Here is a 15078-nt window from a genome sequence, read left to right on the forward strand (position 1 = left end):
ATTAAAAAAGATGACCCCAGAACAATACCGAGGTCATCTACTTGCTGCTTAAAAGGTCCTTTTTATAAACTGTCTATTTTATTGGTTACAGTTCAAACCCCGGCTTCTGGCTTTTTTTGTTTAATTCAAAATAAAAGAATATCCAAACTGCGATTTTTTTGGCGATATCCATTCAAGTTATGTGGATAAATCAGAACGGCCTGGGCTATTCGATCCGTACATTTCAAAGTAATCACGGAGCATCGGGCTGTTTTCTGTGACATCTTTAAGGCTATAGCCGTCGAGCACCTGCAGGAAGGATTCAAGCGCCTTATTAAACACATATTTTAAGGAGCAGACAGGTGCTATGGCACAATTTTCGCTATGGTTTTGAAAACATTCCACTAAATAAAAGTCTTCCTCTGTTTTACGGATGATCTCGCCGATGTTGATCTCGGCAGGTGACTTTGCCAGTCTGATGCCGCCATTTCTGCCCCGGATGGTTTCTATATATCCGAGCTTCCCGAGATTGTAGATAATTTTCATTAAATGATTTTTTGAAATGCCGTATACCTCTGCTATTTCTTTGATATTTACAAGCTTATGGTTCTGGTTTGTCGCTAAATATATTAATACCCGTATGGAGTAATCCGAGTAGTTCGTTAAGCGCATTATGTTCCCTCACAATCTCTATTATCATAATCATAGCATAAATGTGAACAAATTTTAAACGTTGATGTTCAAAGGAGTAAAAGATGTATTTTAAATATTGCTTTTGGGATATTTAAAAGCTATCATAAACATGTATTTAAAATACTTATTAAAAAAGAGGGATTGTATATGCTAGCCCAAAAAACCATTGACATCATCAAATCCACTGTTCCCGTGTTAGAAGTTCACGGTACAGCAATTACGACTGCGTTTTATAAAAACCTTTTTAAAGCACACCCAGAGCTTTTAAACATTTTTAATGGAACAAACCAGAAACAAGGACGTCAGCAAACTGCTTTGGCAAATACAGTACTTGCAGCTGCTAAATATATTGATAAATTAGAAACAATCATTCCTGTAGTTACACAGATTTCCCAAAAACACCGCAGTTTAGCAATAAAACCTGAGCATTATCCTATTGTAGGAGAGCATTTGCTTGGGGCTATTAAAGAAGTGCTTGGAGACGCAGCAACTGATGAAATCATCGGTGCATGGGGTGAGGCATATGGCGTCATTGCCCAGGTATTCATTGACATCGAAGATAATATGTACAAAGAAGCCGCTGATCAGCCTGGCGGATGGAAAGAGTATAAGGAATTTAAAATCATTGAAAAAGTGAAGGAAAGCGATGTAATTACATCGTTTTACCTGCAGCCTGCAGATGGCTCAAAATTGCCTGTGTTCAAGCCGGGACAATATATTACAATCAGAATTTCCATACCGGGAGAACAATACTTGTTTAACCGTCAATATAGCTTATCTGCTGCACCCGGGCTTCCGTATTTCCGCATTTCTGTCAAAAAAGAAAGTGAGCCGAACACACCTGAAGGAATGGTTTCAAATGAAATGCATAAAAACAGGAATATTGGCGATACCATTGAAATAACCGCTCCAGCAGGCGATTTCACTTTAAATGATCAGCAGACTCCTGTTGTACTTTTAAGCGGCGGAGTTGGAATCACACCTTTCATAAGCATGATAAACAGCATTGCCAAGAATGCTCCAGGCCGTGAAACTGCATTTGTCCATGCATCAAGAAACGGTAAATTGCAGGCATTTACAGAAGAGCTGCAGTCTCTTTCTGAAACAATGGATCATGTTTCCTTGTCCTACGTTTACGAAAATCCTTCTGAAGAAGATAAGCAAAACCGATTCTTCAGCAAACAAGGTTATATTGATGCTGCCTGGCTAAAAGAAAATGCGTTCTTAGAAGAAGCCGATTATTATATTTGCGGCCCGGTTCCTTTCTTGCGTGCAATGATTTCTAATTTAAAACAGATTGGTGTTCCAGGAGAAAAAATTCATTTTGAATTCTTCGGTCCTGCGATGAATCTTGAAACTGAAGCGTAAAAATATTTTCTGGCAAAATAAACTGCAAATAGACCCTTTTCTTCTGGAAAAAGGTCTATTTTTTGTACAACAGCAGAATGGATGGCTTTTAGTGATTAATACCAACTTCAAAAGGGTAATAACATAATAGATTACACACTCAAAGGAGAGAAAGTCATGGTAAAAAAAATTATTGGGGCATATGAAAATGAAGAGCAGGCAATTGCCGCTATTGAAAAATTAAAAAATTCCGGATATACAGAGGATGAAATATCAGTCGTTGCAAAAGATATGAAAAAATTAGACGAACTTGAACCTGAAGCAGAAAAGGTCTCTGCAAAAGGGAAGGACGGGATGATGACAGGAGTGGCGGCTGGAGGTGCCATCGGCTTAACAGGATTTTTTGTAGGAATGGACACCTTTTTAATGACCGGCATTGGGCCGCTTCTTGCAGCGGGCCCTATCTTCGCCACACTTGGAGGAGCTGCAGCAGGACTTGCTTCAAAATCAGGCGGACTGGCAGATACCTTACAGGACATGGGAGTCGCAGAGAAAGAAGCAAAAGCTTACGAAGATGATGTGAAAAACGGTAAAATACTCATTATTACGGATGAAAAATAAAAAATCCTGCTATCTATATCTCACAAAAAGCTTGCACCTGCCAATAGGTGCAGGCTTTTTTTGTAAAGGAGTACTAAATATTAATAGTCATAAAACTATATGAATAATTTGTTATTTGAGAGTTTCTTCCCGTATAGCACTAATTAAAAATAGAATAAGTTATAGAATTCCAATGTTTAAAGTTTGTTTTCTTCTTTCCATTCCAGCCCCTTTTTTTGAGTTCCTTTCCAACCAGCATATTAAAAAACCCATGTCCCACTAACACTGCATTATTATGCTCTTTTGCACTTTTAATTAAAAAATCCGCAGCCTTTTCAGCCCTCATACCCGCTTCTTTTAAAGATTCGCACCCACGTGAATAACCGCAGAACCATAAGCTCCTGAAAATCACTGCCCAAATACTTGCCTTTAATTTTATTCCCCCTAATTTTATTAATGGAATGGGTAATGTTGTTTCACGGAATAAAGGGTCTGAAATAACCGGTATATCTGGCCTTAAATACTTCGCAGACTCAACAGTCCTTTTCAAATCACTTGAAATCACAATATTTGCTGCCCCTATTTTTTCGAGTGTCACGGAAGGATAAGATTTTTCCTCAAACACTCCATTACAATCATAGTTCTCAACCCACTTTTTAAATTCAATACAAGTCATTGGCATATTTTCTATCCAAAGGGATCTGCCATGTCTTATTAATGTAATTTCCATATGACACCTCTAATAAATTAGTAAGCAAGTATTTCGTTTATATACGGTTATGTTAATGAACCTTAGACTTTAACAAGTGCAGATTATCATAAGTTACTTTCAATTATCAAAAATATTCTTCAACAGGTCTAACCAAAAAAGGTATAATAATAGAGAAATGCCAAAGCGCCCGTACAGTGAAAAAGAACACTGCGTTCTGCGCATAAGCATGGTTACCTTTCTATGTGGCTGCCCGCTTAAGACAAGTAAAAATGACTATTTTATAAAGCTCAGGTGAATGTGGATGAAATTAATAATCGCTGAAAAACCTGATCAAGGTTTGACGTTATCAAAACAGTTTAAAACAAAAAAGCATTTAGGATATATTGAAATTCTGCCAAATGAACTTTTTGGCGAAGGTGCCTTTGTAACGTGGGCAGTGGGACATTTGTGCCAGCTCGCAGCTCCTGAAAAGTATCATTCAGAGTGGAAAAAGTGGTCCCTTGAAACACTTCCAATTATACCGGAAAGATTTAAATATGAAGTGACAAAATCAAAAGCCAAGCAGTTTAATATAGTAAAGTCTCTAATCAGAAAACCCGAAGTGAAAGAAATTATCCATGCAGGTGATGCGGGGCGGGAAGGAGAGCTGATTGTCCGGAATGTCGTGAATTTAAGCGGTGTAAATAAACCGATGAAGCGCTTATGGATATCTTCTCTTACACCGAAATCGATTTATGAAGGCTTTAGCAGCCTGCTTCTTGAAGAGGATACAAGGAGTTTGTACCATGAAGCCTATACAAGAGCCTGTGCGGATTGGATTGTAGGAATGAATGCTTCCAGAATTTACAGCATCTTGCTGAAAAAGCAAGGTATGTCAGACGTCTTTTCAGCAGGCCGGGTCCAGACACCTACGCTCGCCCTTATTGTAAAAAGGGAAAAAGAAATTGAAGAATTTGTTTCAGAGCCGTTTTGGGAAGTGATTGCCGGATTTTCTATGAATGGAAAAAAATACGAGGGCAAATGGCAGCAAAATAACGAATCCAGAATAAAATCGAAAGAACTTGCAGAGAAAATTGCAGCATTCTGTAAAGGGAAAACGTGCGGAATTGCTGAACTGAACACAGAAAGAAAAGAATATCAGCCGCCATTGCTTTTTAATCTTTCTTCCCTTCAGGCTACAGTGAACAAAATGTATAAATTTTCTCCTAAGAAGACTCTTGATGTGGTACAAAGCCTGTATCAGAAAGGGATCGTTTCATATCCGCGATCAGATTCCAGCTATGTAACGAAGGGGGAAGCAGAAAGCTTTCCTGACATTCTGAACAAGCTAGGCAGCCTGCCAGCCTATGAATCACTTTTTCCTGTGCCAAATGCTTCTATTATTAATAATAAACGTTTTGTGAATGAAAAAAAGGTTACCGATCACTATGCCATCATTCCGACTGAACAGGTCACTAATCCCGAAAAACTGCCAGAAGATGAAAGGAAGATTTATGACCTTATCATAAGACGCCTGATTGCTGCCCATTACGATCAGGCTATATTTGATTACACTACAGTAAAAACCATGGTAGATAAGAGGGCTGAATTCATATCAAAAGGAAAACAGCAAATTCAGGAAGGCTGGCGGAAGGTCATCTTTGCCATTGATAAGGAAGATGATGACATCCTGCTTCCGCTGCTCAGTGAGGGGGAAGAGGGAACTGTCAGCAAAATTAAAGTGAAAGAAGGAAAAACCCAGCCACCTAAGCGCTATACAGAGGGACAGCTTATTACTTTAATGAAAACAGCAGGAAAGCATCTGGATAATGAGGAACTGGAGAAGGTTCTGATGAAGACTGAAGGCCTTGGGACAGAAGCGACCCGGGCAGGCATCATAACCATGCTGAAAGACCGCAAGTATATTGATGTGAAAAAAAATCAGGTCTTTGCCACTGATAAAGGAAAAGTCCTTATCACTGCCATTGGAGATAAAATTCTTGCTTCTCCTGAAATGACGGCAAAGTGGGAACAGCGCCTGCACGAAATCGGTGAAGGTAAAGCATCTCCAACCGTTTTTATGGAGGCTGTAAAAAAACTTTCCTCCAAAATTATTTCCGATGCAGTAGATTTATCCAAATCATGGGATTTCAATGGCCTGGATACAGATTCCATCCAGCGCAAAACCGCCAAAAGAAGCGGCGGTTCCATTGGGAAATGCAGACTTTGCGGAGGCAATGTGGTAGATAAAGGGGAATTTTACGGCTGTTCAAATTACAGCAAAACTAAATGTTCTTTCACTTTATCCAAAAAAATCCTATCTATTAAGATCACTAAAGCAAACTTAAAAAAACTGTTGGATACAGGAGAAACAGAATTGATAAGCGGCTTTAAAAAGGGAGAGAAAGCCTTTGACGCCTTTTTATTCTGGGACGAAGGGGCGAAGAAAATTTCCTTCAAATTTCCTTCAAAACAATCATAATTTGCTTTGGCTGCTATGGCGGCCAAAGCACTTTCTTGTTTGATTGAAGTATTTATAGTAAAATTTGATTGATATGTGTTGAATGGGAGGATACGGGATGCCTACACCGAGCATGGAGGATTATATCGAGCAAATATACATACTAATCGAAGAAAAAGGTTACGCGCGGGTTTCTGATATAGCAGAAAACCTGTCAGTACACCCTTCCTCCGTCACTAAAATGGTTCAAAAACTGGACCAGGAAAAGTACCTGGTATATGAGAAATACCGTGGTCTTGTATTAACCGCGAATGGCAAAAAAATCGGAAAAAGACTGGTTTTCCGCCATGAATTATTAGAGCAGATGCTAAGGCAGCTTGGCGTGAAAGAAGAGAATATCTATAGAGATGTTGAAGGAATCGAGCACCATCTCAGCTGGGATGCAATTGACAGAATCAGCGATCTTGTCCAGTACTTTGATGAATCACCTATACGCCTGGATGAATTAAGAGCCATTCAAAAACAAAATGAAGAACCTGAAGAATAAAGCTGCGATAGCGGCTTTTTTTATTTTAGGTGAGATTTAAATGTAAAAATATCGGAAAATCAGTTTCTTGTTTCTGTATAGTATTCTGCAAATCTTTCAGAAAAAACAGTTAAAAAGAAGATTTTTCCTGTTAAAATAAACATAAATCGACGGAAGGAGAGGGTTGGGTGAATCAGGATAGCTGGCATGGGGAAGCAGAAAAATTATGGAATTCATATTCAGATCAGTGGAAAAGCAATTCAGGAAATATGTGGGAGAAGGGAAGCAGGAAGGATATACTTCCCCTCATCACAAAGCATGTTCTAAAAGGATCAGAAATCTGTGACCTTGGCTGCGGGGATGGATATGGTTCACTAAAGCTTGCTGAGGCGGGTTTTAAGGTAACTGGAATGGATTTTTCCAAGGACATGATCACAGCGGCCAAGGAGCTGGCACAAGGCCATGAGAACCCGGGATTTATTCAGGGAGATCTCGCAGCCATGCCTTTTTATGATGAGCAGTTCGATGCGGCGATGGCGATAAACTCCATTGAATGGACTGAATCACCTCTTATGGCTTTAAAGGAAATGAATCGGATTTTAAAGAAAGACGCTCTTGCCTGTATTGGTATTCTTGGCCCAACAGCTGCCCCAAGGAAAGCACACAGCTACCGGAGGCTCTATGGAGAAAAGACCATCATGAATTCCATGATGCCATGGGAATTTGAACGTCTTTCACTGGAAAACGGATGGAAGATTGTGGACGAAATGGCTGTTGTAAAGAAGGGGGCAGAAACTGAAAAAATTGCCCGCCTGCCAAAAGAACTCAAACAGGCGGTTTCGTTTATGTGGCTATTCATCTTAAAAAAATGCAGCGGAGATGAAAAAAGTGAATAAGTACAATATGGATCAATTTATCAGCGAAACAAAACAGGAAGATAAGGGCGAGGGACTGTTTGAACTTGAAACTCCAAGGATACTGGAAATAAACTTGGAAGATCAGGTATGGGCGAAAATGGGTTCTATGATTTCGTATTTAGGTGATATGAAATTCAAAAGAGAAGGCCTGCTTGAGCATGGTATCGGAAAAGTATTTAAAAAGGCTTTGTCCGGTGAGGGAACATCCCTGATGAAAGTGACTGGAAAAGGCAAGCTATATCTGGCAGATCAGGGAAAAACCATAAAAATCCTTCAATTGCAGGGTGAATCTATTTCAATTAACGGAAATGACTTGCTGGCTTTTGAGAAACAGCTGAATTGGGATATTAAAATGATGCGCAGAGTGGCTGGGCTTCTTTCTGGCGGACTGTTCAATATCAAAATGGAAGGAACAGGGATGGTGGCTTTCACCACTCATCATGAGCCCCTGACTTTGGCCGTGGAACCCGGGAAGCCGGTTTATACCGATCCCAATGCCACGGTAGCCTGGTCTGGCCATCTGCAGCCGGAGTTTGTGACAGATGTTTCTCTTAAAACATTTTTTGGAAGAGGCAGCGGCGAGTCCATCCAGATGAAATTTGAGGGAAATGGATTTGTGGTCGTCCAGCCGTTTGAGGAAATATATACTTCCGAAAAAAGCTGATGCAAGTTGTTTTTACATAGATGCGGCAGGAATAGTGCTGGAATTTCTGTCGTTTGAGGCTGCACTGAAAATTCAGGTGCAGCCCTTTTATGCTAATCCCATTCATAAGGAGTTTCCTGGTAAACATAATAATTAAGCCAATTAGAGAATAAGAGGCTGCAATGGCTTTTCCAGCGGTGCTGCGGAGCTCTCTTTGGATCATCATCAGGGAAATAATTCTCGGGAAGCTGTGTGTTCTGTCCTCTTTCTAGATCACGGTAATATTCATCTGCGAGTGTTTGGGCATCATATTCGAGGTGCCCGGTAACCATAATGTTTTTCCCATCCTTTGAGGATGCAAGCAGCACACCTGCTTTGTCTGATTGAGCCAGGATACTCAAGTCAGGGTGTTTCTTCATTTTTTCAAAATCAATATCGGTATACCTTGAATGCGGGGCAAGGAATACATCATCAAATCCCCTGACCAGTTTTTCATGGGGTTTTAGTATTTTATGCGGATATACTCCGAAGCACTTTTCCCGAAGCTCATATTTCTCGATACCATAATGATAATATAAAGCTGCCTGCGCACCCCAGCAAATATGCAATGTGGAGGTCACGTGAGTTTTGGTCCATTCCATGATGTCATTTAATTCGTCCCAATAGTCCACGTCTGTATAGGGCAGCTTTTCCACAGGGGCACCTGTAATGATCATTCCATCAAACTTCTTATCCTGGACTTCAGAAAAAGGTTTGTAGAATTGGTCCAGATGAAGCTTGTTTGTTGTTTTGGCTTCATGGGAAACCAGTTTTAAAAAGGAGATATGCACCTGAATAGGAGTATTGCCTAAAAAACGGAGCAATTGTGCCTCGGTTTTTTCTTTTTCCGGCATTAAATTTAAAATCAGTATATTCAATGGCCTGATATCCTGCGTTTGTGCACGAGCCTCGTCCATTACGAAAATATTTTCTCTTTCCAGAATTTCTTTGGCTGGCATCTGTCCGGGTATTTTTATTGGCATAATGTCCTCCCTTTTGTGTGAATAGTTAAAATATAATAAATTCATTATATAGAAAAAAGTGGTGAACATCACATGTTTTATATTTTTTCCAGGTGACAAATAAAATTGACAGACGAAAAGGGAAATGCGAATATTATATAAAATTTATTCTTTTATATTCGTCTGCAGACTATTGCAGCTGGAAATTTTTTCATCCTGCTGACCCTATACATAATTAGAAAATGGAGGAATTTAGATTGAATTCAGCGAGTGCCGTGAAAACTGACATAGAAATCGCCCTGGAAGCACAAATGGAAGAAATAAAAGTCATTGCCGGAAAAATGGGCTTACGTGAAGATGATTTAGAACTGTACGGAAAATATAAAGCGAAAATATCTTTTGATAAACTGGCGGAACTGCAGAAAAATCCTGATGGTAAGCTTATCCTTGTGACATCTGTCAATCCTACCAGAGCGGGGGAAGGCAAATCAACCGTTACAGTCGGCCTTGCTGATGCCCTCCAGAGAATCGGAAAAAAAACGATGATTGCCATGAGAGAGCCGTCTCTCGGGCCTGTTATGGGACTGAAAGGGGGGGCAACTGGAGGAGGTTATTCTCAGGTGCTTCCCATGGATGAAATCAATCTTCATTTCACAGGGGATATTCATGCTATAACAGCCGCCAACAATGCTCTTGCAGCGATTGTGGATAATCACATGCAGCAGGGGAATTCCTTGAATATAGATTCGAGGAAAATACTATGGAAAAGAGCAATGGATATGAATGACCGTGTCCTGCGCAATATTGTTGTAGGTTTAGGCGGGCCGGCGAATGGAGTGCCAAGAGAAGATGGGTTTGATATTACGGTTGCATCAGAAATAATGGCTGTATTATGTTTGGCAGAAGACTTGAAAGATTTGAAAGAAAGACTTTCAAGGATGGTTGTTGCCTATAATTTGTCCGGCGGGCCAGTTACGGTGAGTGATCTGGGGGCACAGGGCGTTCTTTCCCTGCTCCTCAGGGATGCCGCTAAACCGAATCTTGTTCAATCCATTGAACATACCCCGGCTCTCATCCACGGCGGGCCTTTTGCTAATATTGCCCATGGCTGCAATAGTGTCATCGCTACAAAAGCAGCACTGAAATTAGCGGACTATACAGTGACAGAAGCAGGATTCGGGGCAGATCTAGGCGCAGAAAAATTCCTGCATATTAAAGCCAGAAGTGCCGGCATTAATCCATCAGCTGTTGTCATTGTATGCTCAATCAGGGCATTAAAACTTCACGGCGGACTTGATAAAGAGGGTTTGACAGAAGAAAATCTTCCTGCATTAACGGAGGGGTTTGAAAATCTGCGCAAACATGCAGAAACAATTTCGGCGTTTGGCCTGCCATTTGTAGTAGCCTTAAATCGATTCACAACAGATACTGAAAATGAACTGGAAGTTTTTTCGAAGCTTTGCAGTGATCATCACATGCCCTTCTCTTTGACAGAAGTTTGGGAAAAAGGAGGGGAAGGCGGCGTCTTGCTTGCTGAAAAATTGCTGGAAATCATGAACGAAGATAGGCACTATAAGCCCTTGTACGAGCTTTCACAAAGACTTGAAGAAAAAATCAAGACAGTTGCCAAAGAGGTATATGGAGCAAAAGATGTTGATTTTAGTTCAACAGCCAGAAAACAGCTTCAGCAGTTTGAGGCGGAAGGCTGGGGAAATCTGCCTGTCTGCATCGCAAAAACGCAATACTCGCTCTCTGACGATCCAGGCAAAATCGGCCGCCCTGAGAATTTCACATTAAATGTGCGGGAGCTAAAACCTTCTATAGGAGCGGGTTTCATCGTTGTGCTGACTGGAAAGATTATGACCATGCCCGGCTTGCCTAAGCGGCCCGCTGCCCTGAATATGGATGTAGATGAATTCGGGCAGGCAAAAGGGCTTTTTTAGAATGGCTCTTTTCTTAAAGATTGTTGTTTTTTAATTTACTGTGTTTGGTTAGGCGATTCCATTGTTAAGGCTGGTTGATTGAAGCGAGCATCCTGGAGCGGAAATCAACCCCTTGTTCCATAGCAGCAAAGTTTACAAAAACAGCCTTTAGAAAAAACTCAGCTGCAGTGTAACTATGAGCAGGAAAGAGAGAAACATGGCAATATAGAAGTTTGATAAATCAACATCAAAGAGGTGAAGCAAGACTTTGTTTGATCCAACTGCATATGAAAACATGAAGGTTGTTATTGAGGGAGCTTTTTACGATAGAGATCTTGAAGGAGAAATTGCTGTAACAGGCAGACAGGATATCATGAACCTTGCTGACCTGTCGAGGAAATTCTCTATTGAGATGGAACTTAAAGAACACATGCAAATACGAACTTTAAAAGGCGGCATGGTGATTGAGGCAAGCCTGGAAAATCTGGGCTCTGAGCTTTTGCACCCGATACTGAATGAAAGTCAGGCAGGTTGCTCAGTCCGTATCTTTATTTCTTTTCCCTATCAGCTCATGCAGCAGGAAGTCGGAGGGCTGATGGCGCTGCTGTCAGGTATATGGGGCAAAGACCGGCTGATTGAAATAACCTCTTCAAAGGTAACCGGAAGCCATTTTGAATCTCATGAATTTCTTACAAATGCCTCAATTTCCTTCGGGAGGCTTGTTGGAGAAGACCAGCTGGATGATCTTGTGGATATGATTGACTATTTAATAAGTTCTCTGGAAAAAATCCATTCCTTCCTTGCTGTCTCCCTCTAGAAAATCAGGAGAATGCTGATATTGGAAATTTCCTTTCATGGTAGGATAAAATAGTTGTAACGTAATGCGAATGGGGGAAGCAAGTATGTCAATTTATGAATTTGAAGCAGAGAAAATTAATGGTGAACAGTTATCAATGAAAGAGTATGAAGGAAATGTTCTCCTGATTGTGAATACAGCCAGTAAATGCGGATTTACCCCGCAATACGGAGAGCTGGAAGAACTATATAAAAGGCACGGTGATGACCGGTTTTCTGTCTTGGGTTTTCCGTGTAACCAGTTCCTTGCACAGGAGCCTGGCGACAATCTTGAAATCGACTCATTTTGCCGGCTTAACTATGGTGTAACATTTCCCATGTTTTCAAAGGTTGATGTGAACGGGAAAAACGCTCACCCTCTTTTCAAATATTTGACAGACCATGCTCCAGGGGTTATGGGTTCCAAAGCCATTAAGTGGAACTTCACGAAGTTCCTCATTAATAGTGACGGATCCATTGTAAAACGCTATTCGCCGAGCACTAAGCCTATGGAAATAGAAAACGATATCCAAAAGCTGCTGAAGAACGAAAAATAAAACAGATTGCCAAAAGTCTCTGGACTGCATCTTCCAGAGGCTTTTTTTATATGGCTGTTTTCGTATCCTTTGCTGTTATGGAACAAGGTGGCTGATTTCCGCTCCAGGATGCGGACGGGCTCCTAATCCCGCACCTTACGCTTCACTTCCTGATTTAGCAAAGGGTTCGCTTATGTAAGTCATTAACAAACACTCAGGTACTTTACAAGCCTTTAATAGGAATAATTCCTTCCTGTATATAAGCGGAATGCTGAATCACCATGTGCAATCGTCAGGAATTTGAGTATGGACCTGTCCTCTTTACCTGAAAAAACATGATAACCATGGTAAAATGGAAGGGATCTGAATAGAGGAGAATACTATGGAAAATTATTATATAAAATCAGCAGAGAAATTCGTGAAAGAGCAGCTTGGTGAAGACAAAAGCGGACATGACTGGCACCATATCGACAGGGTCAGAAAGTTATCTCTTTTCATTGCCGGCAAAGAGGCAAAAGGAAACAAAACCATTATTGAACTGGGTGCACTGCTGCACGATATCCCGGATGGGAAATTAAATGATTCTGAAGAAAGTGGATGGAAGAAGCTCCGCAGCTGGTTTGCCGAAGCTCAACTGGACGGGGAAACCATACGTAAGGTGGAAGAAATTATTTCATCCATATCTTTCAGTGCCAAAAAAGAGACACTTCCCTCCATTGAAGCAATGATCGTACAAGATGGAGACCGGCTTGATGCGATAGGGGCAATAGGCATAGCCAGGACATTTGCCTATGGAGGGGTAAAAGGGCAGCCAATCTATGATCCTTCCATTGCAGTCAGGGAAATGTGGTCGAAGGAAGAATACCGCAGCGGCAAAAGCTCGTCCATCAATCATTTTCATGAAAAATTGCTGACCCTGGCAAGCAAGCTTAATACAGAAACTGCAAAAGTAATAGCAAAAGAGCGCCATGACTATATGGAGAGCTTTTTAAAGCAATTTTATAAAGAATGGGATGTAAGCTTATGAAAGTTTTCAGCATGGAAAACCTGACCAAAACGCACGGAGAAAAAACACTTTTTAAAGATACTTCCTTTTCAATAACCGAAGGAGATAAAATTGGGATCCTTGGCATAAACGGAACAGGAAAGTCCACTCTTTTGAATATCATTGCCGGAATAGAAGATATTGATGAAGGCACAAAGGATCATCCAAATGATTATACAATTTCGTACCTGCCCCAGGATCCTGATTTTGACGATAGCCTGTCGATTATGGAATATCTGTATGAAAGTGATACGCCTGTATTTACTGCAATTAAACAATATGAAAAAACGCTGCTTCTTCTTCAGGAAAATCCTGAAAATCAGGATATCCAGGAAAAGCTTTTAAAACATCAGCAGCAAATGGATGAGCTTAATGCCTGGGAAACAAGTGCAAACGCTAAGACCATTTTGACAAAACTTGGCCTTCCGGATTTTTCAAAAAGTATTTCTGTTTTGTCTGGAGGACAAAAAAAACGGGCTGCTCTTGCAAAAGCCCTTATTGAGACTCCGGATCTTCTTATTCTGGATGAACCGACAAACCATCTGGATTATGAAAGCATTAAGTGGCTGGAAGAGTATACGGCTAAATATGCCCGTTCCGTAATCTTTGTTACCCATGACAGGTATTTTCTGGACCATGTATCAAGCAAAATCTGGGAAATTGCCCAAGGCAGCCTTTTTGAATACAAAGGAAACTATGCAGATTTTCTTGAAGCAAAAGCTATCCGCGAGGAAAATGAAGCAGCTGACAGATCTAAAAAAGAGAGTCTCTTCAAGAAGGAATTGGCCTGGATTAGAAGAGGGGCAAAAGCGCGGTCTACAAAGCAAAAAGCAAGGATACAGCGGTTTGATGACCTGGAGGGGAAAGTCAGGGATAAATCAAAAACCGCTAGCCTGGAAATAGAATTGAGCGGCAGCAGGCTGGGGAAAAAGGTTCTGGAGCTGATCAATGTCTCAAAGGCCTACTCTGATAAAATCATACTAAAGGATTTTTCATTCTTATTTAAGCCTGGCGATCGAATCGGAATTGTAGGAAGAAACGGCAGCGGGAAATCCACACTGCTCAATATCCTAGCAGGACGCACGGATATTGATTCCGGAGACCTTGAAAAAGGGCAGACAGTAAAGATTGGTTATTATACCCAGGAAAATTCTGATATGGACGAAAACTTGAGAATGGTCGAATATATCAGGGAAACGGCAGAAAGCATTACGTTAAAGGATGGAAGCATCATATCGGCTGCTTCCATGCTTGAGCGGTTTTTATTTCCGATGGGCACGCATGGCACTCCTATCAGGAAGCTTTCCGGAGGAGAAAGGCGCCGTCTGTATTTGCTTAAAATCCTGATGTCAGCGCCGAATGTACTGCTGCTTGATGAGCCGACAAATGACCTTGACACCCAGACACTGACCATTCTGGAAGATTATTTGGAGCATTTCTCTGGAGTTGTGATAACTGTATCGCATGACAGGTATTTTCTTGATAAAACCTGCCATCAGCTTCTAGTGTTTAAAGACTTGGGTAAAGTTGATTTTTATTATGGAAGATATTCCGAGCTTCTGGATGAAAAAGAAGAGTCTTCACCACTTGAAGTGAAAAGTCAGGCTGCAGCCCAGCAGCCGCGTACAGAGAAGAAAAAGAAAAAGCATACCTATCAGGAAAGCAAGGAATGGGAAGAAATTGAGGGGAAAATGGAAGAAGCTGAAGAGCGCCTAAAAGCAATCTCAGCTGAAATGGCAGCGGCCGGAAGTGAGTTTGAAAAAGTCAGGCTGCTTTTAAATGAAGAAACAGAGCTGAATGAAAAACTGGAGCATATGCTGGAGCGCTGGGAGTACTTAGCTGAAAAGCTGGAAGATTGAACAGCATAAAGGTGGTTTATTGAA

The 15078-nt window shown here is 41.0% G+C and carries 14 protein-coding genes; 11 read left to right on the top strand and 3 right to left on the bottom strand.

Annotated features, from left to right (window positions below; genetic code table 11):
- Nucleotides 1-177 precede the first annotated feature (177 nt).
- Nucleotides 178-651, bottom strand: coding sequence for an RrF2 family transcriptional regulator (locus BM126_RS15255; RefSeq protein WP_090990319.1), 474 nt, complete (start codon nt 649-651; stop codon nt 178-180).
- 168 nt (nt 652-819) lie between these two features.
- Between BM126_RS15255 and hmpA the strand changes: the two genes are divergently transcribed.
- Both hmpA and BM126_RS15265 read left to right on the top strand, forming a co-directional pair.
- Nucleotides 820-2040 carry an NO-inducible flavohemoprotein gene (gene hmpA, locus BM126_RS15260; protein ID WP_090990320.1) on the top strand — a complete coding sequence of 407 codons (1221 nt, stop codon included), beginning with the start codon at nt 820-822 and terminating at the stop codon, nt 2038-2040.
- A gap of 156 nt (nt 2041-2196) precedes the next feature.
- Nucleotides 2197-2640: a YflT domain-containing protein gene (locus BM126_RS15265; protein ID WP_090990321.1), complete on the top strand. Its 444-nt coding sequence runs from the start codon at nt 2197-2199 to the stop codon at nt 2638-2640.
- A 139-nt stretch (nt 2641-2779) separates the two neighbouring features.
- Here BM126_RS15265 and BM126_RS15270 read toward each other — a convergent pair whose 3' ends face one another.
- Nucleotides 2780-3349: a histidine phosphatase family protein gene (locus BM126_RS15270; protein ID WP_090990322.1), complete on the bottom strand. Its 570-nt coding sequence runs from the start codon at nt 3347-3349 to the stop codon at nt 2780-2782.
- A gap of 283 nt (nt 3350-3632) precedes the next feature.
- Between BM126_RS15270 and BM126_RS15275 the strand changes: the two genes are divergently transcribed.
- The 4 genes from BM126_RS15275 (at nt 3633) to BM126_RS15290 (ending at nt 7878) form a co-directional block, all read left to right on the top strand.
- Entirely contained in the window at nt 3633-5792 is a 2160-nt protein-coding gene (locus BM126_RS15275) for a DNA topoisomerase III (RefSeq protein ID WP_090990323.1), read from the top strand.
- 97 nt (nt 5793-5889) lie between these two features.
- Nucleotides 5890-6318: a transcriptional regulator MntR gene (gene mntR, locus BM126_RS15280; protein WP_071353408.1), complete on the top strand. Its 429-nt coding sequence runs from the start codon at nt 5890-5892 to the stop codon at nt 6316-6318.
- 167 nt (nt 6319-6485) lie between these two features.
- On the top strand, nt 6486-7193 hold the full coding sequence (locus BM126_RS15285; RefSeq protein WP_090990324.1) for a class I SAM-dependent methyltransferase: 708 nt from the start codon (nt 6486-6488) through the stop codon (nt 7191-7193).
- 7 nt (nt 7194-7200) lie between these two features.
- Nucleotides 7201-7878 carry an AIM24 family protein gene (locus tag BM126_RS15290; RefSeq protein WP_371261465.1) on the top strand — a complete coding sequence of 226 codons (678 nt, stop codon included), beginning with the start codon at nt 7201-7203 and terminating at the stop codon, nt 7876-7878.
- 92 nt (nt 7879-7970) lie between these two features.
- Here BM126_RS15290 and metA read toward each other — a convergent pair whose 3' ends face one another.
- Entirely contained in the window at nt 7971-8879 is a 909-nt protein-coding gene (metA, locus tag BM126_RS15295) for a homoserine O-acetyltransferase MetA (protein WP_090990326.1), read from the bottom strand.
- A 221-nt stretch (nt 8880-9100) separates the two neighbouring features.
- Between metA and BM126_RS15300 the strand changes: the two genes are divergently transcribed.
- The 5 genes from BM126_RS15300 (at nt 9101) to BM126_RS15320 (ending at nt 15054) form a co-directional block, all read left to right on the top strand.
- A complete protein-coding gene (locus tag BM126_RS15300) occupies nt 9101-10801 on the top strand; it encodes a formate--tetrahydrofolate ligase (RefSeq protein WP_090990327.1) in 1701 nt (566 codons plus the stop codon).
- A 247-nt stretch (nt 10802-11048) separates the two neighbouring features.
- Nucleotides 11049-11597: a hypothetical protein gene (locus BM126_RS15305; RefSeq protein WP_090990328.1), complete on the top strand. Its 549-nt coding sequence runs from the start codon at nt 11049-11051 to the stop codon at nt 11595-11597.
- An 85-nt stretch (nt 11598-11682) separates the two neighbouring features.
- The gene (locus tag BM126_RS15310) at nt 11683-12171 is read left to right on the top strand and encodes a glutathione peroxidase (protein ID WP_090990329.1); all 489 of its coding nucleotides are present in this window, start codon (nt 11683-11685) and stop codon (nt 12169-12171) included.
- A gap of 361 nt (nt 12172-12532) precedes the next feature.
- A complete protein-coding gene (locus BM126_RS15315) occupies nt 12533-13177 on the top strand; it encodes an HD domain-containing protein (RefSeq protein WP_090990330.1) in 645 nt (214 codons plus the stop codon).
- On the top strand, nt 13174-15054 hold the full coding sequence (locus BM126_RS15320) for an ABC-F family ATP-binding cassette domain-containing protein (RefSeq protein WP_090990331.1): 1881 nt from the start codon (nt 13174-13176) through the stop codon (nt 15052-15054). The genes BM126_RS15315 and BM126_RS15320 overlap by 4 nt, the downstream gene beginning before the upstream one ends.
- Nucleotides 15055-15078 lie beyond the last annotated feature (24 nt).

Source organism: Bacillus sp. OV322, from assembly GCF_900112495.1.
GTDB lineage: Bacteria > Bacillota > Bacilli > Bacillales > DSM-1321 > Peribacillus.

Excerpts from the sequence above, each read along its gene's own strand:
- hmpA (WP_090990320.1), top strand. The coding sequence starts at position 820 with ATGCTAGCCCAAAAAACCATTGACATCATCAAATCCACTGTTCCCGTG.
- BM126_RS15270 (WP_090990322.1), bottom strand. The coding sequence starts at position 3,349 with ATGGAAATTACATTAATAAGACATGGCAGATCCCTTTGGATAGAAAAT.
- BM126_RS15320 (WP_090990331.1), top strand. The coding sequence starts at position 13,174 with ATGAAAGTTTTCAGCATGGAAAACCTGACCAAAACGCACGGAGAAAAA.
- BM126_RS15265 (WP_090990321.1), top strand. The coding sequence starts at position 2,197 with ATGGTAAAAAAAATTATTGGGGCATATGAAAATGAAGAGCAGGCAATT.
- BM126_RS15255 (WP_090990319.1), bottom strand. The coding sequence starts at position 651 with ATGCGCTTAACGAACTACTCGGATTACTCCATACGGGTATTAATATAT.
- mntR (WP_071353408.1), top strand. The coding sequence starts at position 5,890 with ATGCCTACACCGAGCATGGAGGATTATATCGAGCAAATATACATACTA.
- BM126_RS15315 (WP_090990330.1), top strand. The coding sequence starts at position 12,533 with ATGGAAAATTATTATATAAAATCAGCAGAGAAATTCGTGAAAGAGCAG.
- BM126_RS15300 (WP_090990327.1), top strand. The coding sequence starts at position 9,101 with ATGGAGGAATTTAGATTGAATTCAGCGAGTGCCGTGAAAACTGACATA.
- BM126_RS15275 (WP_090990323.1), top strand. The coding sequence starts at position 3,633 with ATGAAATTAATAATCGCTGAAAAACCTGATCAAGGTTTGACGTTATCA.
- metA (WP_090990326.1), bottom strand. The coding sequence starts at position 8,879 with ATGCCAATAAAAATACCCGGACAGATGCCAGCCAAAGAAATTCTGGAA.
- BM126_RS15290 (WP_371261465.1), top strand. The coding sequence starts at position 7,201 with ATGGATCAATTTATCAGCGAAACAAAACAGGAAGATAAGGGCGAGGGA.
- BM126_RS15310 (WP_090990329.1), top strand. The coding sequence starts at position 11,683 with ATGTCAATTTATGAATTTGAAGCAGAGAAAATTAATGGTGAACAGTTA.